14 protein-coding genes are annotated in these 11,539 nt (G+C 70.0%); 9 read left to right on the forward strand and 5 right to left on the reverse strand.

Annotated elements, in window-relative coordinates; translation table 11 throughout:
• Positions 1–286 precede the first annotated feature (286 nt).
• Together JAO81_RS08910 and JAO81_RS08915 are read left to right on the forward strand one after the other, a co-directional pair.
• On the forward strand, positions 287–442 hold the full coding sequence (locus tag JAO81_RS08910) for a hypothetical protein (RefSeq protein WP_199547258.1): 156 nt from the start codon (positions 287–289) through the stop codon (positions 440–442).
• Between the two features lie 272 nt (positions 443–714).
• Complete coding sequence (locus JAO81_RS08915; protein ID WP_199547259.1) at positions 715–1,935, forward strand: cation:proton antiporter; 1,221 nt, start codon at positions 715–717, stop codon at positions 1,933–1,935.
• 324 nt (positions 1,936–2,259) lie between these two features.
• Here JAO81_RS08915 and JAO81_RS08920 read toward each other — a convergent pair whose 3' ends face one another.
• Positions 2,260–2,883, reverse strand: coding sequence for a hypothetical protein (locus tag JAO81_RS08920; protein WP_199547260.1), 624 nt, complete (start codon positions 2,881–2,883; stop codon positions 2,260–2,262).
• Positions 2,884–3,118: 235 nt separating this feature from the next.
• Here JAO81_RS08920 and JAO81_RS08925 point away from each other — a divergent pair, with 235 nt between their 5' ends.
• Together JAO81_RS08925 and JAO81_RS08930 are read left to right on the forward strand one after the other, a co-directional pair.
• The gene (locus JAO81_RS08925) at positions 3,119–4,585 is read left to right on the forward strand and encodes a helix-turn-helix domain-containing protein (protein WP_307813247.1); all 1,467 of its coding nucleotides are present in this window, start codon (positions 3,119–3,121) and stop codon (positions 4,583–4,585) included.
• Between the two features lie 244 nt (positions 4,586–4,829).
• On the forward strand, positions 4,830–5,336 hold the full coding sequence (locus JAO81_RS08930; RefSeq protein WP_307813248.1) for a hemerythrin domain-containing protein: 507 nt from the start codon (positions 4,830–4,832) through the stop codon (positions 5,334–5,336).
• Positions 5,337–5,389: 53 nt separating this feature from the next.
• On the opposite strand, the gene JAO81_RS08935 is transcribed toward JAO81_RS08930, so the two are convergent.
• Genes JAO81_RS08935 through JAO81_RS08945 form a run of 3 tightly spaced genes read right to left on the reverse strand, consistent with a single transcriptional unit; the run spans position 5,390 to position 7,570 of the window.
• Positions 5,390–5,707, reverse strand: coding sequence for a hypothetical protein (locus tag JAO81_RS08935; RefSeq protein WP_199547261.1), 318 nt, complete (start codon positions 5,705–5,707; stop codon positions 5,390–5,392).
• Entirely contained in the window at positions 5,704–7,092 is a 1,389-nt protein-coding gene (locus JAO81_RS08940; RefSeq protein WP_199547262.1) for a hypothetical protein, read from the reverse strand. The genes JAO81_RS08935 and JAO81_RS08940 overlap by 4 nt, the downstream gene beginning before the upstream one ends.
• A gap of 13 nt (positions 7,093–7,105) precedes the next feature.
• Positions 7,106–7,570 carry a hypothetical protein gene (locus JAO81_RS08945; RefSeq protein WP_233415104.1) on the reverse strand — a complete coding sequence of 155 codons (465 nt, stop codon included), beginning with the start codon at positions 7,568–7,570 and terminating at the stop codon, positions 7,106–7,108.
• A gap of 230 nt (positions 7,571–7,800) precedes the next feature.
• Here JAO81_RS08945 and JAO81_RS08950 point away from each other — a divergent pair, with 230 nt between their 5' ends.
• From JAO81_RS08950 to JAO81_RS08970, 5 genes are all read left to right on the forward strand, one after another.
• Positions 7,801–9,216 (forward strand): lipase family protein, encoded by a 1,416-nt coding sequence (locus tag JAO81_RS08950; protein WP_199547263.1) that lies wholly within the window; start codon positions 7,801–7,803, stop codon positions 9,214–9,216.
• Between the two features lie 141 nt (positions 9,217–9,357).
• On the forward strand, positions 9,358–9,549 hold the full coding sequence (locus JAO81_RS08955; RefSeq protein WP_199547264.1) for a hydrophobic protein: 192 nt from the start codon (positions 9,358–9,360) through the stop codon (positions 9,547–9,549).
• 46 nt (positions 9,550–9,595) lie between these two features.
• Positions 9,596–9,769, forward strand: a complete 174-nt coding sequence (locus tag JAO81_RS08960; RefSeq protein ID WP_199547265.1) for a CsbD family protein — start codon at positions 9,596–9,598, stop codon at positions 9,767–9,769.
• Positions 9,770–9,861: 92 nt separating this feature from the next.
• Positions 9,862–10,488 carry a hypothetical protein gene (locus tag JAO81_RS08965; RefSeq protein WP_199547266.1) on the forward strand — a complete coding sequence of 209 codons (627 nt, stop codon included), beginning with the start codon at positions 9,862–9,864 and terminating at the stop codon, positions 10,486–10,488.
• Complete coding sequence (locus tag JAO81_RS08970; protein WP_233415105.1) at positions 10,485–10,907, forward strand: hypothetical protein; 423 nt, start codon at positions 10,485–10,487, stop codon at positions 10,905–10,907. Before JAO81_RS08965 ends, JAO81_RS08970 begins: the two co-directional genes overlap by 4 nt.
• A gap of 217 nt (positions 10,908–11,124) precedes the next feature.
• On the opposite strand, the gene JAO81_RS08975 is transcribed toward JAO81_RS08970, so the two are convergent.
• The gene (locus JAO81_RS08975; protein WP_307813250.1) at positions 11,125–11,445 is read right to left on the reverse strand and encodes a discoidin domain-containing protein; all 321 of its coding nucleotides are present in this window, start codon (positions 11,443–11,445) and stop codon (positions 11,125–11,127) included.
• Positions 11,446–11,539: the final 94 nt, after the last annotated feature.

The raw sequence follows: 11,539 nt of genomic DNA on the forward strand, positions 1-11,539 counted from the left end.
TGGACGCGGCCGACTGCGGGTATTTACGCTGCCTTCCGCCAAGCGAGCACGGCCACCCTGATGTGCCCACAGGACGGCCGTGAACTGCGCCCCCCAACAGGTCGACGTTGCCCACAGCCCAGCAAGTCCCGCCAACCGGCTTGACCGGTATAGGAGGTTCACGCTGATCACCCTAAATGTCGTGCGCTAAGCTAACGATCGAGCGCAACGCTCTGTTGAGCGGTGTATTGCTCAGTCTTCAATTGGGCGTAGAACGTCGCTGAGCGCAGAACTGACGGGGGTAGGCATGGATCGCAGCACCCGCGCCACCCGTCTGTGCACCACCGACTTCTTCTACGGCCCCCGCGCAGCGGGCACGCTCAGGGCAGCACGCGTCGACAACTCGGCGCGCGACAGTGTCCCTGATACCGGCAGCATCGCCGCGATCATCTCGCGCCACTGACGTCAGGGAACCAGCTCCCGCTCTGCTGCCGCATCGGATTCCGCCGTCCCACCCAGCGACGACCCGAGCAGCACCCTGCTGACATCACCGCGAACACCCTTGGCTGATAAGGCACTTCTGCGCCTTCATTCTCCGACACCCTGCCGCCGCCATCGCGCACGCCTCATACGCGTGCCAGCCACCTGTTATCCGCGCCGTCGCGCCCGGCCCGTAAAGGCCGACGCTCGAAGGGGCACTGACGCCATCGCCGAATCAACCCGGAGGAGACGCCCGTGCACCACACCACCGCCCTGCTCATCGAGCTCGGGGCCATCATTCTCGGCCTGGGCCTGCTGGGCCGCCTCGCCGGACGGGCGGGCTTCTCCCCCATCCCGCTCTACCTGCTGGCCGGACTCGCCTTCGGACACGGCGGCCTCTTGCCGCTGGGAGCCAGTGAGGAATTCGTCGCCACCGGCGCCGAGATCGGCGTCATCCTGCTGCTGCTCCTGCTCGGCCTCGAGTACACCGCCGGCGAACTCGTCTCCAACCTCAAGACCCAATTCCCCTCCGGCGCAGTGGACTTCACCCTGAACGCGCTGCCCGGAGCCGCAGCGGCACTGATCCTGGGCTGGGGCCCCGTCGCCGCGGTCGCCCTGGCGGGCGTCACCTGGATCTCCTCCTCCGGGGTCATCGCAAAGGTGCTGGGCGACCTGGGCCGCCTCGGCAACCGGGAGACCCCCGTCATCCTCGGCGTCCTGGTCATCGAGGACCTTGCCATGGCCCTCTACCTGCCGATCCTCACCGCCCTGCTCGCCGGCGCGAGTCTGTCCGGGGCCGGCCTGACCCTGCTGATCTCGCTGGGCACCGTCGGCACCGTGCTCTACGTCGCCCTGCGGCACGGCCGGCTGCTCAGCCGTGCGGTCTCCTCCGACAACCCCGAGCTGCTGCTCCTGGTCGTCCTCGGCCTGACGCTGCTGGTCGCCGGATTCGCCCAGCAGCTCCAAGTGTCCGCCGCCGTGGGCGCGTTCCTCGTGGGCATCGCCCTGTCCGGCAAGACCGCCGAGGGTGCAGGCACCCTGCTCACGCCGCTGCGTGACCTGTTCGCCGCCGTGTTCTTCGTCTTCTTCGGCCTGTCGACCGACCCCGCGGCCATCCCGCCGGTTCTCCTCCCGGCCCTGCTCCTTGCCGCCGTCACCGCCTGCACGAAGATCGCCACGGGCTGGTACGCGGCACGCCGCGCAGGGATCGGCAAGGCGGGCCGCTGGCGGGCGGCGGGCGCGCTCGTGGCCCGCGGGGAGTTCTCCATCGTGATCGCCGGACTCGCCGTCGGCACCGAACCTCGCATCGGGCCGCTGGCCACCGCGTACGTCCTCATCCTGGTCGTAGTCGGCCCGCTCGCCGCCCGCTTCACCGAGCCCCTGGCCCGACGTCTCACCCGCCCCGCTGCCCCGGCGATGCAGGTACCCGCCGTGCAAGCCGACCGAGCCGAAGCCGAAGCGGTGCCCATCGCCTGACCGCCCCTCCCCCACGGCGCGCCAGTACGCAGAGACTCTGAGACCAACAACCTGACCAAGGAGTCGAGATGGCCATGCCCACGTCCCCGGCACCTACTCGACTACTACAAGGACGTCCTCATCCGGGCCGGTGCAACCGGCCGCCGATTGACCCGCGAAGAGCTGGTCTGCCGCCGCAAGCTCGGCGCGCAGGCCGCTCTGGCCGGATAGGCCTGGCGTCCACTCATACCCGCACACGCACCGGCGCACCGCGATGGGGCCGTCCTTCCGCTCCCCCGTGGCGGCAGGACGGCCCCGCGGCCTCCCCTTGAGGTGGCCGGTCGGTCAGTAGAGCTTGTTGACGGCCGTGGTCGTGGTCTTCTTGAAGGCCGCCACCGGTGCGTCCTTGAAGCCCCCCATCTGTCCCCACTGCACGACGGTGACGGTCCGGCCGTCCCGCCCGACCGACAACAGGGCGATGTCGGTGGCGCCCCAGGACGTCTCGGTGTGCAGGCCACGGACGCGTGCGCCCTCCTCGACCGGCAACTTGCCGTAGTCGCGGCCCTCGGCCTCGACGTCGGGCGAGGACTGCTCGATCCGTGCGGCGCACGTGCGGATCAGGTCGTCGTAGTGCTTCGCCAGGGCTTTCGCATGGGCGGCGGAGTCCGTCACCACGGTCAACTGCACGGCGCCCGCGTCCAGGTCGGTCCGGAACTGCCGGTAGCGGTAGTCGTAGTCGAGCACGCCCTCCGTGCTCACGCAGAAGCCGAGTTCCTCCGGGAACCCTTCGGTGACCGGACCGGCGGTCCAGGACGACGACGGGTGCGGCGGCAGCTGGGAGGCCGACAGGAACTTGGGCGCGGCCGCCTTCGAGGCGGCGCCTGCGACCGGGGCCGTGAGGACCGTGCCCGCGGCGAGTGCGGCGACGGTGAGGGCTGCGGAAGCGCTGGTTCGGATGCGCATGGACATGGATGTTCCCCCGTGCATGAGTGCGTGGACATGAGTGCCGCGGCGAGGCCGGCTGGTCGGCCCGGGCCTGGCCGGTGCGACACCAAGAGCATCAGCTTTCACAGCGCCCCGGCGCAACAGCCGACAGCCGATCGAGCACGGTGGAACCATCCCAGCCCATCTGACGTGCAGGTATACGGGCGCCTGGGATGCCGTCCCAGGCACCAGGCGAGGTCGTACGAGGACAGGGGGACCCGTGTCGGCACAGGGCGAGGGCGACGGCATCGACGAGGTGGCCGAGTTCGCGGCGCTGCTGCGAGCGTTGAAGGAGCGCACGGACCGCAGCTACGGCTCGCTGGCCCGCCGTCTGGGCATGAACACCTCGACCCTGCACCGCTATTGCGCGGGCGATACGGTGCCTCTCGACTTCGCTCCCGTGGAACGCTTCGCGTCCCTGTGCGGGGCCACCTCGGACCAACGCCTGGAACTTCACCGCCGTTGGCTCCAGGCGGTCGCAGCCCGCCGTCGGCCTCCCTCGGCAGGGGCAGCGCACAGCGCGTCCGATGCCAGGGCGCCGCAAGCCGGAAACGACGGAGTGGAAGGGCCGGACACCGCCGCGGCGGGCAACGCCGCACCGGCCGTACAGCTCAGGGCCGAGGACGGCCCGATCGCCACACCGGCCGTACAGCTCAAGGCGGGCGACGCCCCGGCCGCCACACCGGAAGCAGCGCCGCAGGCCAACGGCAGCAGCCCGGTCGCCGAAACGGAATCCGCGCCCCGACCGCCCGGCGCGCCCTCGCACCCGTCCCGTCCCTGGTACCGCCGTAGACGTCTCGCAGTCGGACTCGCCGCCGTCTGCGCCGTACTGGCGACACTCGGGTCCTTCTCCACGCTGCCGGACGGACGGCGGGCCTCCGCCGACGGCCTTGGCCGGGTCGCCGATACGGCGCGGGCCACGGCTCCGGAGCAGCCGGGCGCCTCACCCGGCCCGAGCGACACCCCCAGCACCGAGCCGCCTTCCGGGTCCCCCACCGCGAAGGCGAAGCCGGGCACCTCCCGCCCGCCCGGCGCGACATCCGCCCCGCCCCGCGGCGAACAGCCCGCCGGACTGCCGCTCACCTGGTCCGTCAACTCCCAGGCGTGGGAGCTCGGTTGCGGTCACGACTACGTCATCGCCAAGCCGCCGAGCCAGGTTCCGCCGCCCCCGGCCCCGCAGGACGCGGCGCCCTGGGCGGCGGCACAGAGCGCGGTGCACGGCGGCGAGACGCTCGTCCAGCTGTCGGTCCAGGGACGCAGCGACACGGCAGTCGTGCTGGAGGCGCTGCGCGTGCGCGTGGTCGGCCGTACGGAGCCGGCCGAGGGCAACGCCTACGCCATGAACCAGGGTTGCGGCGGGGCGCTCACTCCCCGGTACTTCGCGGTGGACCTGGACAAGGACCGCCCCATCGCCCGCGCGGTCGCCGGGAGCGACTCCGGCACGCCGATCCCGGCCGTACGGATGCCCTACCGCGTCTCGGCGAAGGACCCCGAGGTACTCCTGGTCACGGCCGGGACCACCTCGTGCGACTGCCGCTGGTACCTGGAGCTGGACTGGTCCTCCCAGGGCAGCAGGGGCACCGTCCGCATCGACGACGACGGCCGCCCGTTCCGCACCAGCGCCATCGACGGCCTGCCCCGGTACATGTACGACACCCTGGGACGCCAGTGGGGCTCCTACAGCTGAGGACAGCGCACGTCGCGGCGGGTTCGGCCGGACGGGAGCGGCGCCTCGTTCCGCCGGACGGGCGGAGCTCCTCATTGCTCGGACGGGATGCCCCTCCTTGCGGGAATCTCTGTGTGCACCGGCGACATCGGGGCAAATGAGGCATCAGTCAGCCCGCCCTCGGCATGGTTGCGGCCATACATGAGTGAGCGAGCGACCCGGAGCCCGATGCCGCACCGGCACGCACAGAACATGAGGAGACCCTGTGACCAATGACAGGCAAGGCGCCGTGGAGCTGATTCTCGACGACCACCGGCGGATGGAGGAGCTGCTCCGCCGCATGCGCAACGTCGACGAGGACCGCGGCAAGGCGCTCGGCGAATTCTCCGATCTGCTGATCGCGCACGGTGAGGCCGAGGAGGAAGAGGTCTACCCCGCGCTCAAACGCTTCCGCGACATCGACAACGAAGAAGTCCAGCACGGAGTGAAGGAGCACGCCGAGGGCAACGAAGCGCTTCTGGCGCTGCTCGAGGTGCCGGTGGTGGGTTCGAAGGAGTGGGACGAGAAGCTGGAGAAGCTCTCCGAGGCGATCACGCACCACCTCGACGAGGAGGAGCGCACCATCCTCAACGGGGCCCGGGAGAACGTCCCGAAGGAACGCCTTGTCGAACTCGGCGCGTCCTTCCTCCGGGCTCGGCAGCGGCATCTGGACGCCGGCAGCGGCGATGCCGACAACGTACGGCGCATCGTGGCCGACGGCCCGGACGCCTGATCCGCCACGGCGGGTCCTGCGCCCTGCCGCCGACCCGTAAGGCCGGCCCCCGGTCAGACCGGATACGCGTACTCGATATGGATCAGACGCGCGACGCCGACCAGCAGGAACACCGCCGGCACCAGCAGCCACCAGCGGGCGAGGGTGCCGCGCCGTACCGGCACGTACGAGAGGAGAAGGGTGAGCGTGCCGAGGACGCAGAGGATGACGGCGGCCGCGGCGATCCCGTCGATCGCGGCCGAATCCCAGGCACCTTCGGGCCGGATGAACAGGGCCCCGTAGCCGACATAGCAGCCGAGCAGATTCGCCAGTACGAGTACGGCCGTCCACGATCCGCGCGCCGCACCGGTCACACGTCCTGCCCCGCTCACTTGATGGCGCCCCTCGCGTCGTCCAGGTTCCGGTCGAAGCCCCGGCCATAGGCCTGGGCCTGGTCATTCTGCCAATACGGCCCGCCGTTGTAGCGGGCGGCCAGTTCCTGGCGCTGTTCGCGGGTCATCTCCTCGGCCGGTACGTCCGCGAACCCGCTCTCCTCCTTGAGCATCTTCAGATACTCGCTGGCGATGAACATGTTCTGGCCCGGGTCCTGGAGGGCGGCCTCGATGGTGTCGCGCTGCCCATCGGTCAGGTTCTCGGGGTCGTAGCCGAGCACCTCCGCGCCACGGCGCACCTGAATCGCGATCGGACCGAAGGATGTCTCGTCGGGCGGGCTGGCGAGGCGGTCGATCGGCAGGTTCTCCGGCGTCCAGGGAAGCCAGCCGCCGTCCGAGATCTCCCGGATCGTGTCGACGCCGTCGTCCATCCACCCCCACTGTCCGCCGATTTCCTGATACGCGATGCCCGCGACCATGTCCGCCGGAAGTCCGGAACGCTCGGCGGCCGCCTTGATGATCTCCTTGTTCGCGGCGATCCACTCGCGCCGGTCCTGGCCGTCGGACGGCGTCGACCAGTACGCGTCCTCGGCCTGAGGCAGCTGCGTGAGCCGCATCCGGATGTCCCGCAGCGCAGCCGACTCGTCTTCCTTGCCCACCGGTTGCGTGAACCCGGCCTTCGGCCCGCTGCCCGCCAGCTTCGCCAGCGGGTCGTCCTTGGCCTGCGCCGCCTCGGCCCGCAGCGCCGGTATCGAGGAGAGCAGATCCTTGGCGTCCCCGAAACCTCCGCCACGGAAGTCGGGCAGCGCCTTGTACGCGGCGTCCAGCGAAGCCGTACAGCTGTCCCTGGCCTCCTTCTCGACGCTCTTCGCCCGGCCGAACGCGGCGCTCGCGTCGTCGTGCGCGCGGTTCGCCTCGTCCTTGATGTCGTCGATGTCGACGGTCACTTCGGCCATCCAGTCCAGGAAGCCCGTGGTGCCGCGCAGGTCTTCCCACTGCCGCATCGGCTCGGCGCGCTGCGCCGTGTCCGTGACCGCCTCCCCCACCTGAGCGACCAGGCCCTTCAGGGTCGACTCCGCGCGCAGCCCGTCCGAGTAGTGCGACTTGGCTATCTCCAGTGCACGCGCGTAGTGCAGCAGCGCGCTCTGCGCCTTGTCGTAGCCGTCGGACAGATGCGTGACAAGCTCGTTCGCCTCGCGCAGCCGGTCGTCGTACGGCTTGCGGTTCTCACTCACCCAGTCCGTCTTCTTCGCCGCCTTGGACGCCGACGGCTCGATGCTCAGCAACAGATCGCGCAACCGCCGGAATTCATCGGCGTTCCGCTCGACGAGCGCCGCATTGCACCCTTCGAGGAACTCCACATCGGCACGGTAGGTATAGGCCACGGGTATTCCGCTCTCACCGCTTCTCGGGCGGCACGTACACACCCGTTTCCAGCAGGGCGTTCATCATTCCGCCCGCCACGTCGCCGTCGTACGACACGTAGTTGCTCTTGGTGTCCCGCAGCCGCGTCGACAGCGCGGCGAGCAGTGACGTCAGATCCTGATACTGGTCGTCCGCGAAGCGCGCGAACCGATCCACCTTCTCGGCCACATCCGGATGCGAGCGGGGTGCGCGCGCCGTCGTGCACAACTCCCCGTCCGGACGCCCCTCGTAGAGCAGACCGGCCAGCTCGATCAGCAGATGCGAACTGCCGTCGAGCGACTGGTGCTTCACACGGAAGCCGTCGCCGGGACCGGAGCCACCGGACCCGCCGCCGCCCGGCTCCGGCGCCACCTGGTTCAGCCGCATTCCGGACGCCGCGGCGGCCGCGTGCCGCTCGGCCGCGGCCGCCTTCAACTGCTCCCACTCTTCCCACGCCAAAGCGAGCCCCCGTTGCCCTCTGTCGAACTCTCAAGCGATCAAGGGTACTTGATCGGCGATGAGGCGCCGAGGCAGCACAGTGAACCGACTCGGCCGCGCACAAACCTCTGCCGCACCCATGGGCAACTTCCTTACTCGCTGGTAAGTTTCGCCGGACCTTACCCGCCGGTAACGCCTGTGGCGGGTTCAGCAGCCGTCCCTGTCAGCCGCTTTCGCGAGTCGAGGGAGTCATGCAGAAATCAGTCCGGCGCATCGCCACCGCAAGTGTCACCGCTCTCGTCCTGACCGCCGCGCCCGGCATCGCTGTCGCGGCACCGTCGGCCGACGCACCGTCGTCGGCAGGCGCCTCCCCGGCAGCCGCCGCGGGCGCCGCGCTCTTCACGTACGTCGGGAGCCAGCCGCCCTCTTCCTTCAAGCCCGGGGACGTGCTGAAGAAGCGGACGTTGAAGTACCACGTCCTCGGCATCCCGACCGCGGTCGAGGCGGTCCAACTGCTCTTCCGTACCACCGACGCACAGAACCGCCCGTCCGCCGGTGTCACCACCGTGGTGCGCTCCGCGACGAGCGACGGCAGCAAGGCCGTCTCGTACCAGTCGTTCTACGACTCGCTGAACCCCGAGCACGGGCCGTCCCGTGCGATCGCGGGAGATGTGAGTCTCGGCGGTGCGATCGCGAACGCGGAGACCGTCTTCATCGTCCCGTTGCTCCTGGCGGGCTACGACGTGATCATCCCGGACACCGAGGGGCAGACCGCCAACTTCGCGGCCGGCCCTGAATACGGGTACAACACGCTCGACTCGATCCGCGCCGCGCGGAGTTCCGCCGCGCAGACCGGCATCAGACCCGACGCCCGCTTCGGCCTCATCGGCTACTCCGGCGGCGCGATCGCGACGAACTGGGCCGCCGCACTCGCACCGGACTACGCGCCGGACGTCAACCGGCATCTGGTCGGATATGCGGAGGGCGGACTGCTCGTGAAGCCTTCGCACAACCTCGAGTACGTCGACGGCAGCCTGGTGTGGTCCGGTGTCATTCCGATGGCCGTCATCGGAGTCGCCCGGGCCTACGACATCGACCTGAAGCAGTACATGAGCGACTACGGCAAGTCCGTCTACGACAAGGTCGAACACGCTTCCATCGCCGACACATTGGGCCGCTACCCCGGCCTGACCTGGAAGAAGATGGCGAAGCCGGAGTTCGCCGACCCGAACTCCGTGCCCGAGTTCGTCGAGGCGGTCAACAGGATCAACCTCGGCTCGGCACCCACCCCGGACGTCCCCGGCTATATCGCCCAGGGCAACGGCGGTGTCGCGGAAGGGACCTTCAACAACCCGCCGGGCATCGGAACGGGTGACGGCGTCATGGTCGCCGGCGACGTACGAGCGCTGGCCCGGCAGTACTGCGCCACGGGCAGCGCGGCGATCAAGTACCAGCAGTACAACGCGCTCAGCCATGTCGCCACACCCCTGCCCTGGGCACCCACCGCGCTGCGTTGGCTCGACGACCGTTTCGCGGGCAAGGCGGCACCGTCCGACTGCGGCAGGATCGCCCCGGGCAACTCCCTGGCACCGGAGCAGCCCGTGCTCCATTCGCCTCAGCAGCCCCTGCGCATCCCCCACAACTACCCAACGACACAGGGGCGTTGACAGGGGGCGCCCACAGGCGTTGACTGCCAAGTAGGCGTGGGGGCCATACGCTCCTGAACTCTCGAGCCCGGCCTTCCACCTTCCGTTTCGTCAGGACCCCGCGGAACGCAGGAACCATCACTGCGACCGCGGAGGCCCGCCATGCTGCTCTGGATTCTCCTCTTCCTGGTGATCCTCGTTCTCTTCGGATTCGGCTTCACCATGCAGGCCCTGTGGTGGGCCGCCCTCATCCTGCTGGTCGTCTGGATCGTCGGCTTCGCCATGCGCGGTCGCGGCGGTCGCGGCGGTGGCGGACGTCGGTACAGCCGCGGTCGCAGCCGAAGTCGCAGGTGACACGGCGCCGTGTGCGCCCAGGACCGATGAGGGACGAGGGACAGCCATGAGTGCTGGAAACACGTACCGGAACAAAGTGCAGGTCCTCAAGGGCAGGATCACCGAGCGCATCGGCCGGTCCACCCGGAACAGGCGGCTGCAGCGCGAAGGCCGGGTCGACCGGACGTCCGGAGGCCTGAAGCAGTCCGGCGACAAGGCCAGGCGGGCCTTCCGTCGCTGACCACGAGCGCCCCGGGCGGTGCCCACAACACCTGGACACCGCCCGGCAGGCACCACAGGGCACAACGAAGCAGTAAGCCGAAGAAGGCACCCATGTCCACCGTCGTGATCATCATCGTGGTCGTCCTCATCCTGGCCGGCCTCTTCGCCGGGCGTGGCCGCGCAGTCGTCAAGAACCGTGGCGGACGAGGGCTGAAGCGTCGCTTCGGCCCCGAGTACGAGCGCGCCCTCGCCCTGCACAACGGCGACGTCACGGCCGCCGAACAGGAACTCGGCGAGCGCGTGAAGCGGTACGGCTCCCTCCGGCCGCAGCCGTTGACGGACGAGAGGCGCAGGCAGTACGAGGCCCGATGGGACGCACTGCAGACCCAGTTCGTCGACTCGCCGCGCAAGGCAGCCATCGAGGCCGACTCGCTGCTGGCGCAACTGGCCGGCGACCGAGGGTTCCCGGGCGGCGCGCAGTTCGAGGAGCAGATCGCCGCGCTCTCCGTCCATCACCCCGCACACATCCACGGCTACCACCGGGTCCACACGGCAGCACGTGCTCAGAACAGCACCGAAGAGGTGCGCGAAGCCTTGGTCGAAGCGCGCGGCCTCTTCGACGCACTCGTCACGGACCATCCGGCCGACTCGGGCCGAAGTCGCGGGCAGGGTGTCGACGGTGGCAGCCGTCCGCCGAGAATCCGCGGCCCGCACACCACCGAAGGCAGCGCATCATGACGTACGACCCCGAGCACATCCAGCACCCCCAGGACCCGAACCCGGACTCCACCGAACAGCACATCTCACAAGCGGCGTTCACCGAACCCGGCCGAGCTCCGGGCGAGCCGACCGTCAGCGGCGACGACGCCCACCGCACTCCCGGCTCGGAGCTGTTCTCACCCGGCGACCGGGACAAGCTGACCACGCTTCTCCAGCAGGCTCTCAGCACCTTCGTGGAGAGCCCTCGGCAGGCAGTGGAGGAGGCCGATCACGCCTTCGACACAGCTGCCACCCAGCTCGCGGACGCCCTCGCGGAGCGGCGCCGCACCCTCCGGGCACACTGGCAGGGACGGGACGGCACAGAGCCGCAGACGGAAGAGCTGCGGCTGGCGCTGCGGGGTTACCGCGAAAGCATGGAGCGGCTGCTTCGCATCTGAACGCACACTCCGCCGGCGAATGACCCGACTGGGGCCCGAGCTACGGCTCGAGCCCCAGCCCATTCCTCCGATGTATCGCCGTCAAGGACAGTGGCCGCCCGCCCAGAACAGCGACCGCCCGTCAAGGACAGTGCGGCCGACGCCGGCAGGAGCGAGCGTCACAAAGGTGACCAGGGCCCCTGCCGCGTCGCACACTCTCGTCACACGCGCACCCTCGTCACACGCGCGAGCGGTGGAGCTCGAAGCCGGCGATCGAGGCCGCCTGGCGGGATGCGACGATGCGCAGCCGCCACTGACGGGCCGTCACCACGGCGGGCAGGGCGAGGATCCGGGAGGCACCGATCGTGCCGACTGTCGCCACGTGCTGCCAGCCCTCGGCCGTGCGTGCCTCGACGACCGCCGATTCGACCTGCTGGCCGTGGCGGATGTCCTCGGCGAGCCGGATCCGGTCGACCGCCTGCTCCCGGCCGAGGTCCAGCGTGAGTGTGCCCTTGGACGGCTCGGGCGACGTCCACGCCGTGTCCGGGTCGCCGTCCACCGCATGGCCGGGGCGGGGGGGGGCCGCCCCGGGGCCGCCGGGCGGCCGCGGGGCGCCCCCCCGCGCCCGGGGCCCCCCCCCCCCCCCCCCCCCC

Origin of the sequence: Streptomyces sp. N35 (assembly GCF_016464295.1) — a bacterium.
Lineage (GTDB): Bacteria > Actinomycetota > Actinomycetes > Streptomycetales > Streptomycetaceae > Streptomyces.